This is a genomic window from Pseudomonas migulae NBRC 103157 (genome assembly GCF_002091715.1).
Lineage (GTDB): Bacteria > Pseudomonadota > Gammaproteobacteria > Pseudomonadales > Pseudomonadaceae > Aquipseudomonas > Aquipseudomonas migulae_A.
Genome location: NZ_BDAG01000034.1, coordinates 1 through 17,710, shown reverse-complemented (window position 1 = coordinate 17,710; position 17,710 = coordinate 1). Strand labels below are relative to the sequence as shown.

General features: G+C 58.0%; 14 protein-coding genes. 2 read left to right on the top strand and 12 right to left on the bottom strand.

Translation table 11 applies throughout. The annotated features are described in order from the left end of the window. The first annotated feature begins 67 nt into the window (after nt 1-67). Nucleotides 68-301 (top strand): hypothetical protein, encoded by a 234-nt coding sequence (locus PMI01S_RS22570; RefSeq protein ID WP_064679026.1) that lies wholly within the window; start codon nt 68-70, stop codon nt 299-301. Nucleotides 302-368: 67 nt separating this feature from the next. Here PMI01S_RS22570 and PMI01S_RS22565 read toward each other — a convergent pair whose 3' ends face one another. The 12 genes from PMI01S_RS22565 to sdhC form a co-directional block, all read right to left on the bottom strand. Beyond that, the gene (locus PMI01S_RS22565; RefSeq protein WP_084322336.1) at nt 369-770 is read right to left on the bottom strand and encodes an MAPEG family protein; all 402 of its coding nucleotides are present in this window, start codon (nt 768-770) and stop codon (nt 369-371) included. Further along, nucleotides 770-1,507 (bottom strand): DUF599 domain-containing protein, encoded by a 738-nt coding sequence (locus tag PMI01S_RS22560; protein ID WP_084322335.1) that lies wholly within the window; start codon nt 1,505-1,507, stop codon nt 770-772. Before PMI01S_RS22560 ends, PMI01S_RS22565 begins: the two co-directional genes overlap by 1 nt. Before the next feature lie 264 nt (nt 1,508-1,771). Beyond that, nucleotides 1,772-3,085, bottom strand: coding sequence for a branched-chain amino acid transport system II carrier protein (gene brnQ, locus PMI01S_RS22555; protein ID WP_084322334.1), 1,314 nt, complete (start codon nt 3,083-3,085; stop codon nt 1,772-1,774). 431 nt (nt 3,086-3,516) lie between these two features. Continuing rightward, a complete protein-coding gene (gene sucD, locus PMI01S_RS22550) occupies nt 3,517-4,398 on the bottom strand; it encodes a succinate--CoA ligase subunit alpha (RefSeq protein ID WP_008032672.1) in 882 nt (293 codons plus the stop codon). Continuing rightward, nucleotides 4,398-5,564, bottom strand: a complete 1,167-nt coding sequence (gene sucC / locus PMI01S_RS22545; RefSeq protein WP_007898980.1) for an ADP-forming succinate--CoA ligase subunit beta — start codon at nt 5,562-5,564, stop codon at nt 4,398-4,400. Before sucC ends, sucD begins: the two co-directional genes overlap by 1 nt. 196 nt (nt 5,565-5,760) lie before the next feature. Next, the gene (lpdA, locus tag PMI01S_RS22540; RefSeq protein WP_008032670.1) at nt 5,761-7,197 is read right to left on the bottom strand and encodes a dihydrolipoyl dehydrogenase; all 1,437 of its coding nucleotides are present in this window, start codon (nt 7,195-7,197) and stop codon (nt 5,761-5,763) included. A gap of 108 nt (nt 7,198-7,305) precedes the next feature. After that, nucleotides 7,306-8,547, bottom strand: coding sequence for a 2-oxoglutarate dehydrogenase complex dihydrolipoyllysine-residue succinyltransferase (odhB, locus tag PMI01S_RS22535; RefSeq protein WP_084322333.1), 1,242 nt, complete (start codon nt 8,545-8,547; stop codon nt 7,306-7,308). Nucleotides 8,548-8,589: 42 nt separating this feature from the next. Then, complete coding sequence (locus PMI01S_RS22530; protein WP_084322332.1) at nt 8,590-11,421, bottom strand: 2-oxoglutarate dehydrogenase E1 component; 2,832 nt, start codon at nt 11,419-11,421, stop codon at nt 8,590-8,592. 259 nt (nt 11,422-11,680) lie between these two features. Continuing rightward, complete coding sequence (locus PMI01S_RS22525) at nt 11,681-12,385, bottom strand: succinate dehydrogenase iron-sulfur subunit (RefSeq protein WP_084322331.1); 705 nt, start codon at nt 12,383-12,385, stop codon at nt 11,681-11,683. 11 nt (nt 12,386-12,396) lie between these two features. Next, entirely contained in the window at nt 12,397-14,172 is a 1,776-nt protein-coding gene (sdhA, locus tag PMI01S_RS22520; RefSeq protein ID WP_084322330.1) for a succinate dehydrogenase flavoprotein subunit, read from the bottom strand. 3 nt (nt 14,173-14,175) lie between these two features. Then, entirely contained in the window at nt 14,176-14,544 is a 369-nt protein-coding gene (gene sdhD / locus PMI01S_RS22515; protein ID WP_007959040.1) for a succinate dehydrogenase, hydrophobic membrane anchor protein, read from the bottom strand. Beyond that, nucleotides 14,538-14,912, bottom strand: coding sequence for a succinate dehydrogenase, cytochrome b556 subunit (gene sdhC, locus PMI01S_RS22510; RefSeq protein ID WP_084322329.1), 375 nt, complete (start codon nt 14,910-14,912; stop codon nt 14,538-14,540). The genes sdhD and sdhC overlap by 7 nt, the downstream gene beginning before the upstream one ends. Before the next feature lie 362 nt (nt 14,913-15,274). Here sdhC and gltA point away from each other — a divergent pair, with 362 nt between their 5' ends. Further along, nucleotides 15,275-16,564 (top strand): citrate synthase, encoded by a 1,290-nt coding sequence (gene gltA, locus PMI01S_RS22505; RefSeq protein ID WP_084322328.1) that lies wholly within the window; start codon nt 15,275-15,277, stop codon nt 16,562-16,564. Nucleotides 16,565-17,710 lie beyond the last annotated feature (1,146 nt).

Here is a 17,710-nt window from a genome sequence, read left to right as displayed (position 1 = left end):
AGGAACTTAACCCTGTTGGCTGTGCTCGAAAGGCCAAGTAGATATTTTTCCCAAGGAGAAACACCCCATGCGTAAGACTTTAGCTATTGCCTTGATGTTGACCGCTTCCCTCGGTCTCGCTGCCTGCGATAAAAAATCCGAGGACAAAGCTCAAGATGCTAACCAACATGCTGAGCAAGCTCAGCAAGACATGAACAAAGCTCAGGATAAAGTGAACGACGCAGCGAAAGAAAACGCCGAAGCTGCCAAAGCTCAGGCTGAATCGAACGAAGCCGCTGCAAAAGAAGCACCTAAAAACTAAAACAGTTTTTAGCGTGATAAAGAAAACCCGCCAAGTGCGGGTTTTCTTTTGCTCGTCATTTGCCTTGCTAGAGCAAAACAGTTCTAAAAGTCGGACTAATCATCAACAGCAACGAACACACTAGTCCGACAAACCACACCAGACTTCGCTGCCAGGCGAGATCGCTCCAATAGCACACTAAGTAAATGACCCGCGTCATCACGAAGATGATTGCCAGCGAATCAATCAGCCATCCCGCCGTCTGCGTGGTGTGCGCCATCAACACCCCCGCCGAGAACAAGATGAAGGCTTCGAAGCAGTTCTGATGGGCCGCCACCGCTCGTGCACCGAAGCCGGTGAGTTGTGCCTGCTGCTGGCGCGGCAGGTGATTGTTGTAACCCCCCTGCTCTTTCATGGCCTTGGCCACCGGCATGCGGGCCACGTAAATCAGCAAGGCGCTGATAAACACACACCAGAACGGAATACTCATCAAGCAGCCTCTTTGATCGCTTCAGGCAAGGGCGCCTCTGTAGGGGTATAGACCATCACGTCGAGAACGTCGGAATGAAACTCCCGGCGATAGAGCACCAGCACCACGCCGGCACTCATCAGCATGAACAACCAGGGGCTGACAAACCAGGCCAGCATGGTCATGCCGAAGTAATAGGAGCGCAGGCCGAAGTTGAACTGGTTGGCGGCCATTGAAATGACACGCGCCGCCCGGGACGCAAAGGCTTTGCGCTCCTGCTCCGAGACATGGCGCTCGCCGACCATGGGCGCCGAACCGATCAGAATGGCCGCGAAGTTGTATTGGCGCATGCACCAGCTGAATGTAAAGAACGCATACACAAACACCAGCGCCAGGCACAACAACTTGATCTCGGACATTCCCTGGGAGGCCTGCTGCACCATCGGGATATCCGCCAGCAAAGACACAGCCCTTTCCGACGCACCCAGCACGGTGAGAATGCCGGCCAGGATAATCAGTGTGCTCGAGGCGAAGAACGACGCGTTGCGCTCCAGGTTACCGACCACGCTGGCGTCGGCGATGCGGTTGTCGCGCAGCAGCATGCGGCGCATCCAGTCTTCGCGGTACAGGTGCAGCACACTGGCCAGGCACGCAGTGTCGCGGCCCTTCCACGTCGCATAACGGGTATAGCCGCCCCAGCAGATGACAAACCAGATAGCGGCGAGAATGTGGATCAGGTTGGCGTGGATGAACGACATGCAGGTCCTTGTGATGTGTTAAGGAGTAACGAAATCCAATGTGGGAGCGGGCTTGCTCGCGAAGACGGAGGGTCAGTCGATATCAACGTTGAATGATAAGCCGTCTTCGCGAGCAAGCCCGCTCCCACATTGGATTTTGCAATGCTTCGACGTTAGCTCAAGAAAAAAGACACCGCATCACGCGCATAAAAAATGCCCCGTATCGATTGATACGGGGCATTTCTGTTGTAGCTCAAGACCCGCTTATGGCGGGCCGTGACAGCCTTAAGCCAGCGCTTCTTCGCGCTTGCCCAGCATACGGTCGCAAACCACCGCAACCACCAGCGTCATGACCGACGGCACCAGCCACGCCAGGCCTTGCTCGCTCAGCGGCAGGTGAGCCAGTTGCGTCGGCATCCAGTCCGCCAGACCTGCGCCCTTGAGCGCGTCGATCAGACCGAAGATGAACGACACCAGCATCACCGGACCGACGATGCGGCCCTGTTCATGCCAGAAGTCCTTGCAGAAGCTCAGGGCGACCAGCGCGATGCACGGCGGGTAGATCGCGGTGAGTACCGGGATCGAAAACGCAATCAGCTTGGTGAGGCCCAGGTTGGACACAAACAGGGAAAACACGGCGAGGATAATGACCAGTGTCTTGTAGGACAGTGGCAACACACGGCTGAAGTATTCGGCGCAAGCACAGGTCAGGCCGACCGCTGTGACCAGGCAGGCCAACGAGATCAGCACCGCGAGGAAACCGCTGCCCAGCGAACCAAAGGTGTGTTGAACGTAAGCGTGCAATACCGCTGCGCCGTTGGTCGCACCGGCAGCCACTTCATGACTGCCCGAACCGAGACGGAACAGGCTGACATACACCAGCGCCAGACCAACGCCCGCAATCAACCCGGCAATGATCGCATAGCGGGTGATCAACACCGGCGACTCGACGCCACGGGAGCGGATGGCGTTGACGATGACAATGCCGAACACCAGCGCACCGAGGGTATCCATGGTCAGGTAACCATTGATGAAGCCTTGGGAAAACGGTGCTGCGACATACTCCGGCGTCGCCACGCCGATATCACCGGCCGGCAAAGCGAACGCGGCGATGCCGAGAGCGGCCAGGGCGATGATCTTCAGCGGTGCGAGAAACCGTCCTACGGTATCCAGCAAACGGCCCGGGTAGAGCGAGATGAAGAACACCAGCAGGAAATACACCGAGCTATAGAGGAACAGCGCCAGCGGGCTTTCGCCGGTCAGCGGCGCCAGGCCCACTTCGAACGATACGGTCGCAGTGCGCGGCGTCGCGAACAGCGGGCCAACGGCGAGGTAGCACGCAGCGGCCAGCAAGCCACCGGCGATTTTGCCGATCGGACTGCTCAAGGCATCCATCGCGCCGCCGACCTTGGCCAGGGCCACGACGGTGATCACCGGCAGACCGACCGCGGTAATCAGAAAGCCCAGCGCCGCCATCCAGACATGAGGCCCGGACTGCAAACCGACGATAGGCGGGAAGATGATGTTGCCAGCCCCGACGAACAGGGCAAATGTCATAAAACCAAGTGCCAGGATGTCCTGGCCTTTCAACACTTTCATTAAGGAAATACCACACTACTGAATCGGAATTTAGAGAGGGATTTCCCTTATGGGTGAGGGAAATGCTGTCGGTCCGTATAGGACTGACCCTTTAGCGCGTAGCGGCCTTGTGGGCTGCGGACGCAAAAATGGCGGCTAGCCTAACGAATTTGCGCGACAAACGCACTGTTAGGGGGCGAACTATCCGATCTGCGACAGTTTCGTGTCGCGTTTTTGCATGTAAATGGTTGGCGTCTGTAAGTACGCCTTCGCGAGCAAGCCCGCTCCCACACTGGATCAGCGTCGTACATAAGAATTTGTAACAACGCAGATCCAGTGTGGGAGCGGGCTTGCTCGCGAAGGGGCCGGTCCTGCTTGAAGTAAACCCCGGAAACGACAAAGGCCACCCGAAGGTGGCCTTTGTCTGGTGAAGCGTCAGCTAAGCGCGAGGCTTACTTGACAGCCCAACCGGTCAGCTCGGCCAAGGCCTTGCCGATGTCTGCCAGCGAACGCACGGTTTTAACGCCTGCGTCTTGCAGCGCAGCGAATTTCTCGTCCGCAGTGCCTTTGCCGCCAGAGATGATTGCGCCAGCATGGCCCATGCGCTTGCCCGGAGGAGCAGTCACACCAGCGATGTAGGAAACAACCGGCTTGGTCACGTGTGCCTTGATGTAGGCAGCCGCTTCTTCTTCAGCCGAACCGCCGATCTCGCCGATCATGACGATCGCTTCGGTCTTCGGGTCTTCCTGGAACAGCTTCAGGATGTCGATGAAGTTCGAACCCGGGATCGGGTCACCGCCGATGCCGACGCAAGTCGACTGACCGAAACCGGCGTCAGTGGTCTGCTTCACAGCTTCGTAGGTCAGGGTGCCGGAACGGGAAACGATACCGACCTTGCCTGGCAAGTGAATGTGACCTGGCATGATGCCGATCTTGCATTCGCCTGGAGTGATCACGCCTGGGCAGTTAGGGCCGATCAGGGTGATACCCAGCTCGTCGCACTTGACCTTGGCATCCAGCATGTCCAGGGTAGGAATGCCTTCAGTGATGCAAACGATCAGCTTGATGCCGCCGAATGCTGCTTCCAGGATGGAGTCCTTGCAGAAAGGAGCTGGAACGTAGATCACGCTGGCGGTGGCGCCAGTGGCAGCTACAGCGTCTTTCACGGTGTTGAACACTGGCAGACCCAGGTGCTCGGTGCCGCCTTTACCAGGCGTTACACCACCTACCATCTTGGTGCCGTACTCGATGGCTTGCTGGGTGTGGAAACTACCTTGCGAACCGGTAATACCCTGGCAGATAACTTTGGTGTCTTTATTGATCAGGACGCTCATTATTTGCCCTCCGCAGCTTTAACGACTTGTTGAGCAGCGTCGGTCAGGCTGGTAGCAGCGATGATGTTCAAACCGCTTTCTGCCAGTACTTTAGCGCCCAGCTCAGCGTTGTTGCCTTCAAGGCGAACAACAACCGGGATTTTCACGCCGACTTCTTTCACAGCGCCGATGATGCCTTCGGCAATCATGTCGCAACGAACGATGCCGCCGAAGATGTTGACCAGTACTGCAGCGACGTTAGTGTCGGACAGGATGATCTTGAACGCTTCGGTAACGCGTTCTTTGGTAGCACCGCCGCCCACGTCGAGGAAGTTGGCTGGTTTGCCGCCATGCAGGTTGACGATGTCCATGGTACCCATGGCCAGGCCAGCACCGTTGACCATGCAACCGATGTTGCCTTCCAGCGCTACGTAGTTCAGTTCGAACTTGGCAGCGTGCGCTTCGCGCGGATCGTCTTGCGACGGATCGTGGAAAGTCTTCAGCTTAGGCTGACGGTACATGGCGTTGGCGTCGATGTTGATCTTGGCGTCGAGGCAATGCAGATCGCCGTCAGCCTTGATCACCAGCGGGTTCACTTCCAGCAGAGCCAGGTCGTGATCCTTGAACAGTTTGGCCAGACCTACGAAGATCTTGGCGAACTGAGCAACTTGCTTGCCTTCCAGACCCAGTTGGAATGCCAGCTCGCGACCCTGGAATGGCTGAGCGCCAACCAGTGGATCGATAGTGGCCTTGAGGATTTTCTCAGGGGTGTCGTGAGCGATTTTCTCGATGTCCACGCCACCTTCGGTGGAAGCCATGAACACGATGCGACGGCTCGAACGGTCAACGACAGCGCCCAGGTACAGCTCTTTAGCGATATCAGTGCACGATTCAACCAGGATCTTGGTGACTGGCTGACCATTGGCATCAGTCTGGTAAGTCACCAGACGCTTGCCCAGCCACTGCTGTGCGAATGCCTTGGCGTCTTCTTTGCTGCGAACCAGCTTTACGCCGCCCGCTTTACCGCGACCACCAGCGTGGACCTGGGCTTTGACAACCCACTCGGTGCCGCCGATCTTGTCGCAAGCTTCTGCTGCTGCTTCCGGGGTGTCTACCGCATAACCGGTGGAAACTGGCAGGCCGTATTCAGCGAACAGCTGCTTACCCTGATACTCGTGAAGATTCATGCTTATTACCGTCTTCGTTAGGTACTGCGCATTCGGTGCTGCACTTGTTCAAGTGCCGCACCACCTGTGACTGCTGCTTGCGTAGCCTTTCCGGATACCCGGTGCAGCCACGCAAGACTGCGTCCAGCGGATATTCCGCGGTGAGTCTTGCATGCAAGGCTCACGACGGGCCATACCGCCGTGGTTTCTTATTGTCTTAACGCTTCTTGCGGTTGGCGATGTGGATGGCGCCGCCATTCACAGCCAGAGCTGCTTCGTGCAAGGCTTCAGACAGGGTCGGATGGGAGAAAACCATCATGCCCAGGTCTTCAGCGCTGGTGCCGAATTCCATGCCGATCGCGCCCTGCTGAACCAGTTCTGCAGCGCTCGGGCCAATCACGTGGACGCCCAATACGCGGTCAGTCTTGGCATCGGCAATGACTTTCACGAAACCGCCGGTGTCGTTGGCTGCCATGGCACGGCCACTGGCTGCGAACGGGAAGGTACCAACGTTAACTTCAACGCCTTCAGCCTTCAAGGTCTGCTCGGTTTTGCCGACCCATGCGATTTCCGGGTGAGTATAAATAACCGAAGGGATCAGGTCATAGTTGATTTGCGCTTTGTGGCCCTTGATGCGCTCAACCACCATGATGCCTTCTTCGGACGCCTTGTGCGCCAGCATCATGCCGCGAACCACGTCACCGATCGCGTAAACGCCCGGTACGCTGGTGGCGCACTGGTCGTCAACGAATACGAAACCGCGCTCGTCGATGGTCACACCGCTGTCGGCAGCCAACAGTTCGGTGGTCACTGGACGGCGACCAACGGCAACGATCAGCTTGTCAAAGGTGATGCTCTGTTCGCCGTTGGCGTCGGTGTAGTTCACAACGACTTCGTCGCCGTTCACTTTGGAACCGGTGACGCGAGCGCCCAGCTTGATGTCCAGACCTTGTTTGGTCAGGGTTTTGTAGGCTTCTTTGGAAACGGCGTCGTCAGCAGCCGGCAGGAACTTCTCCAGCGCTTCCAGAACAACCACTTCAGCGCCCAGGCGCGACCATACCGAACCCAGTTCCAGACCGATTACGCCAGCGCCGATAACGCCCAGACGCTTGGGTACGGATTGGAATTCCAGTGCGCCGGTCGAATCGACGATCACTTTCTGGTCAACCGGAGCCGGTGGAATGTCGATCGGACGCGAACCCGAAGCCAGAATCACGTTCTCGGCTTCGATGATTTCAACGCTGCCGTCTGGCTTGGTCAGTTCGACTTTCTTGCCGGCCAGCAGTTTGCCGTGGCCTTGCAGGGAAGTGACGCCGTTCGCCTTGAACAGGGTGGCAACGCCAGAGGTCAGGCCTTTGACGATGTTGGCTTTACGGCCAACCATTGCCGACACGTCCATGGTCACGCCAGCGTGATTGATACCGTGGATCGCGAAGCCTTCTTTAGCTTCCTTGTATTTCCAGGAGCTGTCCAGCAGCGCCTTGGATGGAATGCAACCGACGTTCAGGCAAGTACCGCCGAGGGCCAGTTTGCCTTCCTTGTCGGTGTATTTCTCGATGCAGGCAGTGGTGAGGCCCAGTTGCGCTGCTTTAATGGCAGCCACGTAACCGCCAGGGCCCGCGCCAATCACTACCACGTCGAATTTCTGAGTCATGTGTCATTCCTTCTCGAATCAAACCGGACGGCCCCTTATGGGGACCGTCGTGGGACGAAGCTGGTCATTACAGACGGGCCGCCATCCTGCACGGCCCATGCAACGAAATCAGATATCCAGCAGCAAACGAGCCGGGTCTTCCAGCAGGTTCTTGATGGTAACCAGGAAGGTCACAGCTTCTTTGCCATCGATCAGACGGTGATCGTAGGACAGAGCCAGGTACATCATCGGACGGATTACGACCTGACCGTTGATCGCCATAGGACGCTGCAGAATGTTGTGCATGCCCAGGATAGCCGCTTGCGGCGGGTTGACGATCGGAGTCGACATCATCGAACCGAAGGTACCACCGTTGGTGATGGTGAACGTGCCGCCGGTCATTTCGTCCATCGACAGTTTGCCGTCGCGAGCCTTCTTGCCGAAGGTGGCGATGCCGCCTTCGATTTCAGCCAGGCTCATCAGTTCGGCGTTACGCAGAACCGGTACAACCAGGCCGCGGTCGCTGGAAACAGCAACGCCGACGTCAGCGTAGCCGTGGTAAACGATGTCGCCACCGTCGATCGATGCGTTGACAGCCGGGAAGCGTTTCAGCGCTTCGGTGGCAGCCTTGACGAAGAACGACATGAAGCCCAGGCGTACGCCGTTGTGGGACTTCTCGAACAGGTCCTTGTACTTCGAACGCAGGGCCATGACTTCGGTCATGTCGACTTCGTTGAAGGTGGTCAGCATCGCCATGTTCGACTGAGCTTCTACCAGGCGCTTGGCCACGGTAGCGCGAACGCGGGTCATCGGTACGCGCTTCTCGATGCGGTCGCCAGCGGCGAACACAGGAGCAGCGCCAGCAGGAGCGGCAGCCTTGGCAGGCGCGGCAGCCTTGGCAGGCGCGGCAGCCGGAGCGGCTTTCTTGGCAGCAACGGCTGCAACCACGTCTTCCTTGGTCACACGACCGCCTTTGCCGGTACCGGCAACGGAAGCGATGTTGATGCCGTTTTCTTCAGCCAGCTTGCGAGCAGCCGGTGCAGCAACAGGATCGTCTTCGCCTTCGGCGGCAGGAGCAGCAGCCTGTGCCGCGGCCGGAGCAGCAGCGGCAGCCGGAGCAGCGGCAGCAGCGCCGCCTTCAACGATGGAGCCCAGAACTTCGTCGGACAGAACGGTGTCGCCTTCGTTCTTGACGATAGCGCCCAGCACGCCGTCAGCAGTCGCCAACACTTCCAGCACAACCTTGTCGGTTTCGATGTCGACGATCAGGTCATCACGCTTTACAGCGTCGCCCGGTTGTTTGTGCCAGGTGGCAACGGTGCCGTCGGCAACCGATTCCGGGAAAGTGGGGGCTTTGATTTCGATAGCCATTATCTGTGAGTCCTTAAATTCGGTTTCAGGTGCGCGAAGGCGTTAAACAGTAAAGGCGTCTTGCAGCAGTTTTTCCTGCTGCTCAGCGTGCATCGATGCGTAACCGCATGCAGGTGCAGCAGAAGCCTCACGGCCCGCGTACTCAAGTACGAGAGACTTGTTGAGATTGCTGATGCTGCGACGCATGTGGTGTTGGCTGCAGTACCACGCCCCCTGGTTCATCGGCTCTTCCTGGCACCACACGGCATTTTTGACGTTGGTGTAAGGAGCCAGGACTTCTTTCAGGTCGTCCTCAGGGAATGGATACAGTTGCTCGATACGCACGATGGCGATGTCATCACGACCTTCGGCACGGCGTTTTTCCAGCAGGTCGTAGTAGACCTTGCCGCTACACAGAACAACGCGCTCGACCTTTTTCGGGTCCAGTGCATCGATTTCCGGGATAACGGTCTGGAACGAACCTTCGGCCAGATCTTCCAGGGTCGAAATGGCCAACTTGTGACGCAACAGCGACTTCGGAGTCAGAACGATCAATGGCTTGCGCAGCGGGCGAATCACCTGACGACGCAGCAAGTGGTAGATCTGAGCAGGTGTAGTCGGTACGGCTACCTGAATGTTGTGCTCGGCGCACAGTTGCAGATAACGTTCCAGACGAGCCGAAGAGTGCTCCGGCCCCTGACCTTCATAACCGTGCGGCAACAGCATGGTCAGACCGCAGAGACGGCCCCACTTGTGCTCGCCACTGGTGATGAACTGGTCGATAACCACCTGGGCACCGTTGGCGAAGTCGCCGAACTGGGCTTCCCAGATAACCAGGGCATTCGGCTGGGTAGTCGAGTAACCGTATTCGAACGCCAGTACCGCTTCTTCCGACAGGAACGAGTCGTACAGGTCGAAGCGTGGCTGACCGTTGTACAGGTTCTGCAGCGGAATGTAGCTGCTCGCGTCTTTCTGGTTGTGCAAGACAGCGTGACGGTGCGAGAACGTACCGCGACCGATGTCCTGACCCGTCATGCGAATCGGGTGACCTTCGAACGCCAGGGTCGCGTACGCCATGGTTTCGGCGTAACCCCAGTTGATCGGCAGGCCGCCGGCTTGCATTTTCTGACGGTCTTCGTAGATCTTCGAGACCTGGCGCTGAACCACAAAGCCTTCTGGAATTTCCAGTAGCTTGGCAGACAGTTCCTGCAAGGTTTTCAGATCGAAACGCGTGTCGTGACGCGCGGTCCAGGCGTGGCCCAGATACGGACGCCAGTCCACGAACAACTCTTTGTTCGGCTCTTTGACCAGGCTTTTTACAACATGCAGACCGTTGTCCAACGCGTTGCGGTATTCATCGACTTTCGCCTGAACACGCTCAACGTCCAGCACACCGCTCTGAGTCAGGCGATCGGCATACAGCTCACGGGTAGTGCGCTGTTTGGTGATCTGCTGATACATCAGAGGCTGGGTGCCGCTAGGCTCGTCGGCCTCGTTGTGGCCGCGACGACGGTAGCAGACCAGGTCGATCACCACGTCACGCTTGAACTGCATGCGGTAGTCGATGGCCAGCTGGGTCACGAACAATACGGCTTCCGGATCATCACCATTCACATGGAGGATCGGCGCCTGGATCATCTTCGCAACGTCGGTCGCGTACTCGGTGGAACGCGAGTCCAGCGGGTTGCTGATGGTGAAACCAACCTGGTTGTTGATCACGATGTGCACGGTGCCGCCGGTCTTGAAACCGCGGGTCTGCGACATCTGGAAGGTTTCCATGACCACGCCCTGACCGGCGAATGCCGCGTCACCGTGGATGGAAATCGGCAGAACCTTCTCACCGGTAAGGTCGTTACGACGATCCTGACGGGCGCGAACGGAACCCTCGACCACTGGAGATACGATTTCCAGGTGGGACGGGTTGAACGCCATGGCCAGGTGAACTTCACCACCGGTGGTCATGACGTTGGACGAGAAGCCCTGGTGATATTTAACGTCACCGGAACCCAGCTCGACCTTCTTCTTGCCTTCGAACTCGTCGAACAGCTCGCGCGGGTTCTTGCCGAAGGTGTTGACCAGCACGTTCAGACGGCCACGGTGGGCCATGCCGATGACGATTTCCTTGGTGCCGTAGGAACCGGAACGCTGGATCAGCTCGTCGAGCATCGGAATCAGGCTCTCGCCGCCTTCCAGACCGAAACGCTTGGTGCCCGGGTATTTGGTGCCCAGGTATTTTTCCAGGCCTTCACCGGCAGTCACGCGCTCGAGCAGGTGGCTCTTGATGTCGGCGGAATACGTCGGACGACCACGCACGCTTTCCAGACGCTGCTGGAACCACTGGCGCTGCTCGGAATCGGTGATATGCGTGAATTCAGCGCCGATGGTGCGGCAATATGTCTGCTGCAACGCTTCGTGAATTTCGCGTAGGCTCGCCTCCTCTTTGCCGATGAACAGGTCGCCGGCACGGAAGGTCGTATCAAGATCGGCATTGGTCAAGCCGTAATGATTGATCGACAGGTCTGCAGGTGCAGGACGCTGCCACAGCCCCAGCGGGTCAAGCTGGGCTGCCTGGTGGCCACGCATACGGTAGGCCTGGATCAATCGCAGCACTTCAACTTGCTTCTTCTCGTGCTCACTGCTCACGCTGCCGGCGGAAACCGGTTGTGCGCGGCGCTGGTTCTTTGCCAGCAAGACGAAATGATCGCGAATTGTGGAGTGCGAAACATCGGTGGCAGAGTTGCCGTCAGTAGGCAACTTCTGAAAGTAGGTGCGCCACTCTTCTGGCACAGCGTTAGGGTCGTGCAGGTAGAGCTCATAAAGCTCTTCCACATAGGCAGCGTTTCCACCTGAAAGGTGGGCACTGTTCCACATGCGCTGCATCACGCTTTCTTGCATGCTTGGTCACCCTCGGTTAGGGGAACACCACCGGCGTCGACACCGAGCAAACTTGCAGAAGTCCGAATGCAGCGACCAAAACAAGCCACTTAGGATCACGCTGATAGTCCGGGTACCAGCCCGGATGCCCCTGCTTGTCTCATTTCTTCAAAATAAGAGCGGCAGCTTTGTGAGCTGCTGCTCAGGTTAAAACTACGGCGCCGGTTGAAGCCTGCGCCGTAGCATCTACGGGTACAGCGGTCCTACGGGTACTGCTGAATCACACGCCGCTTTGCAGCAACATGTGACGTACGTGACCGATGGCCTTAGTCGGGTTCAGGCCTTTCGGACAAACGTTGACGCAGTTCATGATCCCGCGGCAGCGGAATACGCTGAACGGATCATCCAGCGAAGCCAGGCGCTCGGCAGTCTTGGTGTCACGGCTGTCTGCCAGGAAGCGGTACGCTTGCAGCAGAGCAGCTGGACCCAGGAACTTGTCCGGGTTCCACCAGAAGGACGGGCAAGAGGTCGAGCAGCAAGCGCACAGGATGCACTCGTACAGACCGTCGAGCTTTTCACGCTCTTCCGGAGTCTGCAGACGCTCGATGGCCGGAGCCGGCGTGTCGTTCTGCAGGAATGGCTTAACCTTCTCGTATTGCTTGTAGAAGATGCTCATATCGACGACCAGGTCACGGATAACCGGCAAACCTGGCAACGGACGAACGATCAGCTTGTTACCTTTTAAGACAGAAGACAGCGGCGTGACGCACGCCAGACCGTTTTTGCCGTTGATGTTCATGCCGTCGGAACCGCAAACGCCTTCACGGCAAGAGCGACGATATGAGAAACCTTCGTCCTGCTCTTTGATCAGGGCCAGCACGTCCAGCACCATCAGGTCTTTACCACCGGTATCGACCTGGAATTCCTGCATGAACGGCGCAGCGTCCTGATCAGGGTTGTAGCGATAAACACTGACTTGCAACATGGCGGCCACCCTTAATAAGTCCGAATCTTAGGTTCAAAAGTCGGAACAGTCTTCGGCGAGAAGTTCACAGCACGCTTGGTCACGCGCTTGTCACCCGGGAAGTACAGGGTGTGGCACAGCCAGTTTTCGTCGTCGCGATCTTCGTAGTCTTCACGGGCGTGAGCGCCGCGGGACTCTTTGCGGATCTCTGCAGCGATGGCGGTGGCTTCGGCCACTTCCAGCAGGTTTTGCAGTTCCAGGGCTTCGATTCGAGCGGTGTTGAACGCCTGGCTCTTGTCGTTGATCTTGACGTTGGCGATACGGCCACGCAGATCAGCCAGCTGGGCAATACCCTTCTGCATGTATTCGCCGGTACGGAATACACCGAAGTAGTTCTGCATGCAGCTTTGCAGCTCTTTGCGCAGAGTAGCGACGTCTTCGCCTTCGGTACGCGAGTTCAGGCCATCGAGACGTGCCAGGGCAGCGTCGATGTCGGACTGGCGAGGACGGGCGTAATCAACGCCTTCTTTCAGGGTCTGCTCCAGGAACAGGCCAGCGGCACGACCGAATACCACCAGGTCGAGCAGCGAGTTGCCGCCCAGACGGTTGGCACCGTGAACCGATACGCACGCCACTTCACCTACGGCGAACAGGCCAGGAATGATCTGGTCCTTGCCTTCAGCGTCTTGAGTGATTGCCTGACCGTGAATGTTGGTGGCAACGCCGCCCATCATATAGTGGCAGGTTGGAACGACCGGAATCGGCGCCACGGCTGGATCGACGTGAGCGAAGGTCTTGGACAGTTCCATGATGCCTGGCAGACGGCTGTGCAGAACTTCTTCACCGAGGTGATCGAGTTTCAGCATTACGTGGTCGCCATCCGGACCGCAACCGTTGCCGGCGATGATTTCCTTAACCATCGAACGGGCAACAACGTCACGACCCGCCAGGTCTTTGGCGTTCGGAGCATAACGCTCCATGAAACGCTCGCCGTGCTTGTTGATCAGGTAACCGCCTTCACCGCGGCAGCCTTCTGTAACCAGTACACCGGCGCCGGCGATGCCGGTCGGGTGGAACTGCCACATTTCAATGTCTTGTACCGGTACGCCAGCACGCAGAGCCATGCCGACGCCGTCACCGGTGTTGATCAGGGCATTGGTAGTGGACGAGTAGATACGGCCTGCACCGCCAGTCGCCAGAACGGTGGCGTTAGCGCGGACGTACGAGGTTTCACCGGTTTCGATGCAGATGACGATCATGCCGACAAAGGCGCCGTCTTCGTTCTTCACCAGGTCGACGCCGTAGTATTCGTTGAGGAATACGGTGCCGGCCTTCAGGTTGGCCTGGTACAGGGTGTGCAGCAATGCGTGACCGGTACGGTCGGCAGCAGCGCAAGTACGGGCAGCCTGGCCACCTTTACCGAAGTCTTTCGACTGACCGCCGAACGGACGCTGATAGATGCGGCCCTGTTCGGTACGGGAGAACGGCAAACCCATGTGCTCGAGTTCGAAGACCGCTTCCGGGCCTACGGAACACATGTATTCGATAGCGTCCTGGTCACCGATATAGTCGGAACCCTTGACGGTATCGTACATGTGCCAGCGCCAGTCATCGTTCGGATCTGCCGAAGCGATGGCACAGGTGATGCCACCCTGGGCGGATACAGTGTGCGAACGGGTCGGGAAAACCTTGGTAACTACGGCAGTCTTGTGACCACCTTGTGCCAGCTGCAGCGCAGCGCGCATGCCGGCACCGCCGCCGCCAATGATGATGGCGTCGAACGAAAGCGTATTAACTGTAGTAGACATGAATCAGATACCCCAGAGAATCTGCACACCCCAGACGAAGTAAGCGAACATCGCAACGCCGCATACCGCCTGGAAAAGGAAACGTACTGCAGTCGCGGACTTGCCCAGCGCCATCGGCGTCAGGTAGTCGGTCGCGATGGTCCACATGCCGACCCAGGCGTGAGCGCCCAGGGCCACAAGGGCCAGCAGACTGAAGATACGCATTCCGTTGTGCGCGAACAGGCCATGCCATTGGTCGTAGCCAATGCCCGGATTCGCAACGAGGTATCCGATCAGGAAGATGAAATAAGCCGCGAGAACGACCGCAGACACACGTTGTGCCATCCAGTCGTAGAGGCCTGAACGCGACAGGTTCGTAACGCTGGTTACCATATCCAAACTCCCGCCAGAACGATCAACACCGCAGACACGGCGATAATGATTTTCGAGCCCAGTGTGCCGCCTTCCAGCGTCTCACCGATGCCCATGTCCATGATCATATGGCGCACACCGGCTACCAAGTGATACAGAAGAGCGGACAGGAGGCCCCATGCTACGAACTTGGCCAGAGGGCTGGTCAAGGTTGCCTTCACGTCGGCAAAACCTTCCTCGGAACCCAGGGATTTGCTCAATGCATACAGCATGAAGCCAAGGCCCAGGAAGAGGATGATGCCGGAAACACGGTGAAGAAACGACGTAACGCCGGTGATGGGGAGTTTGATGGTCCTTAGGTCTAGGTTTACAGGTCGTTGGCTTTTCACGGCTTTTTTTCACACTGAAGAGCCCCTAACAATCAGGGCAAAGTTGTTGGGGAGTGCACTGGTCAGGTAACCACCACCCAGGGATGCGACCCCCAATAAAGCAGGCCCAAAAGCCCCTGGCGGTCGGTGGCCGAGTATAGACAGTTAGGCTACTAATGACAACGCGTTCGCCTTCCCCTAATAGCTGATTGCACAAGTTGGATAAAAGGCGTAAATGGCAGTCAATTTCGAGGAAAAAGTCCGGTTAAAGCCTTCTGGAGCAAGACTTTAGGCAAATTGACATTCGAATTTATCTCACTATAGTGGTGCGGGCCCTGCGTGGGGGGTCTGTCTGATGATTTCAAGCATAAATAGGAGGCCACATGGCTGACAAAAAAGCGCAGTTGATCATCGAGGGCGCAGCCCCCGTCGAGCTGCCCATTTTAACCGGCACCGTTGGTCCCGATGTTATCGATGTTCGGGGCCTGACGGCCACGGGCCGTTTCACCTTTGACCCTGGTTTCATGTCGACAGCTTCCTGCGAGTCGAAGATCACCTATATCGACGGCGACAACGGCATTCTGTTGCACCGCGGCTACCCGATCGAACAGCTGGCTGAAAAGTCGGACTACCTGGAAACCTGCTATCTGTTGCTCAACGGCGAACTGCCGACCGCAGAACAGAAGGCCCAGTTCGTCAGCACCGTAAAGAACCACACCATGGTTCACGAGCAGCTGAAGACGTTCTTCAACGGCTTCCGTCGCGACGCCCACCCGATGGCCGTCATGTGCGGCGTAGTCGGCGCCCTCTCGGCCTTCTACCACGACTCCCTCGACATCAATAACCCGCAGCATCGCGAAATCTCCGCGATCCGCCTGGTTGCCAAGATGCCGACCCTCGCAGCGATGGTTTACAAGTACTCCATGGGCCAACCCATGATGTACCCGCGCAACGACCTGTCGTACGCGGAAAACTTCCTGCACATGATGTTCAACACCCCGTGCGAGATCAAACCGATCAGCCCGGTACTCGCCAAGGCCATGGACCGGATCTTCATCCTCCATGCCGACCACGAGCAGAACGCATCGACGTCCACCGTGCGCCTGGCCGGCTCTTCGGGTGCCAACCCGTTCGCCTGTATCGCCGCCGGCATCGCTGCACTGTGGGGCCCTGCCCACGGCGGCGCGAACGAAGCCGTTCTGACCATGCTCGATGAAATTGGCGATGTCTCGAACATCGACAAGTACATCGCCAAGGCCAAGGACAAGAACGATCCGTTCAAGCTGATGGGCTTCGGTCACCGGGTTTACAAAAACCGCGACCCGCGCGCCACCGTGATGAAACAGACCTGCGACGAAGTGTTGAAGGAACTGGGCATCACCAACGATCCGCAACTCGAACTGGCCATGCGCCTGGAAGAGATCGCCCTGACCGATCCGTACTTCATCGAGCGCTCGTTGTACCCGAACGTCGACTTCTACTCGGGGATCATCCTCAAGGCGATCGGCATTCCAACCAGCATGTTCACCGTGATCTTCGCTCTGGCGCGGACTGTCGGCTGGATCTCCCACTGGAAAGAAATGCTCTCCAGCCCGTACAAGATTGGCCGTCCGCGCCAGCTGTACACCGGCTACGAGTCGCGTGATATCACCAAGCTGGAAGACCGCAAATAAGACCTGTCTTGCGATAACGTCTTAAAGTCGTATCGGGAACGGCCTCTATTTATATAGGGGCCGTTTTTGTTTGCGCTGACGCAGCGGCCTTAGGGCCGACTGGCTCTTTGGTTGTGTGTATATCCGTTTCTTCGGTAACGGCCGCCTATGGTTCCGCCCTTGCGGCGGGTTACTTGGAAATGCGCCAAGTAACCAAGCGCTTTTGCCACTTTCGTTCGGTGCCTCGCCAAGCCCTCCTTCCGACCCTGCTCCGTGGGCCCGCCGCCACAGCACCGCGAGGCGGCCTGCGGGCCGGCCTTTCTCTTTGATCGTACACCCCCCCCTGCTAGCGATGAACGCTAACGATTACGCGTGCGGTCTGAATGAACACGGTGTCCGGACGTTTTTCGCGAGCAAGCCCGCTCCCACAAGGTCAGCGTATGTCGGCGAGAACAGGTTGGTTGGCAGGCCGTCTTCGCCAGCAAGCCGGCTCCTACGAGGTCAGCGTAAATTAGCGAGAATAGGTTGGCTGGCAGGGCGTCTTCGCCAGCAAGCCGGCTCCTACAAGGTCTGCGTATAGCCGCGAGAGCAGGTCGGCTGGCAGGCCGTCATCGCCAGCAAGCCGGCTCCTACGAGGTCAGCGTATTTCCGCGAGAACAGGTCGGCTGGCAGGCCGTCATCGCCAGCAAGTCGGCTCCTGCGAGGTCAGCGTATTGCCGCGAGAGCAGGTCGGCTGGCAGGCCGTCATCGCCAGCAAGCCGGCTCCTACGAGGTCTGCGTGTATCCGCGAGAACAGGCCGGCTGTCAGGCCGCCATCGCCAGCAAGCCGGCGCCTACAAAAGCAGATCGGCGTACCCCCGCTTCTCACCACTCATCAGGCCGAGCGTTAGCTCGCCTGCAGCTCTTGATCTTGATTCACCCGCCCCTTCGGGAGGCTGAGTGGAGGTGTTCATCCGGGGAGTGGCGCGCAGCGCCGTTCGACGCAGTCGAACTCATCGCATGTAGGTGCCAGCGAAGCCAACCGGAGGGCGATGCCCCCGGATGAATACCGGAGCGAAGGAACGCCGAGCCTTAGCGAGGGGCCGGACGCTCGGGGCGAGACCTTTTGGTTCCTTTTGGGGCGTTTGCCAAAAGGGACTCGCCGTAAGGGCGAAACCGCCAGCCGCC

Coding starts and splice junctions, on each gene's coding strand:
- PMI01S_RS22570 (WP_064679026.1), top strand. CDS start 68: ATGCGTAAGACTTTAGCTATTGCCTTGATGTTGACCGCTTCCCTCGGT.
- PMI01S_RS22565 (WP_084322336.1), bottom strand. CDS start 770: ATGAGTATTCCGTTCTGGTGTGTGTTTATCAGCGCCTTGCTGATTTAC.
- PMI01S_RS22560 (WP_084322335.1), bottom strand. CDS start 1,507: ATGTCGTTCATCCACGCCAACCTGATCCACATTCTCGCCGCTATCTGG.
- brnQ (WP_084322334.1), bottom strand. CDS start 3,085: ATGAAAGTGTTGAAAGGCCAGGACATCCTGGCACTTGGTTTTATGACA.
- sucD (WP_008032672.1), bottom strand. CDS start 4,398: ATGAGCGTCCTGATCAATAAAGACACCAAAGTTATCTGCCAGGGTATT.
- sucC (WP_007898980.1), bottom strand. CDS start 5,564: ATGAATCTTCACGAGTATCAGGGTAAGCAGCTGTTCGCTGAATACGGC.
- lpdA (WP_008032670.1), bottom strand. CDS start 7,197: ATGACTCAGAAATTCGACGTGGTAGTGATTGGCGCGGGCCCTGGCGGT.
- odhB (WP_084322333.1), bottom strand. CDS start 8,547: ATGGCTATCGAAATCAAAGCCCCCACTTTCCCGGAATCGGTTGCCGAC.
- PMI01S_RS22530 (WP_084322332.1), bottom strand. CDS start 11,421: ATGCAAGAAAGCGTGATGCAGCGCATGTGGAACAGTGCCCACCTTTCA.
- PMI01S_RS22525 (WP_084322331.1), bottom strand. CDS start 12,385: ATGTTGCAAGTCAGTGTTTATCGCTACAACCCTGATCAGGACGCTGCG.
- sdhA (WP_084322330.1), bottom strand. CDS start 14,172: ATGTCTACTACAGTTAATACGCTTTCGTTCGACGCCATCATCATTGGC.
- sdhD (WP_007959040.1), bottom strand. CDS start 14,544: ATGGTAACCAGCGTTACGAACCTGTCGCGTTCAGGCCTCTACGACTGG.
- gltA (WP_084322328.1), top strand. CDS start 15,275: ATGGCTGACAAAAAAGCGCAGTTGATCATCGAGGGCGCAGCCCCCGTC.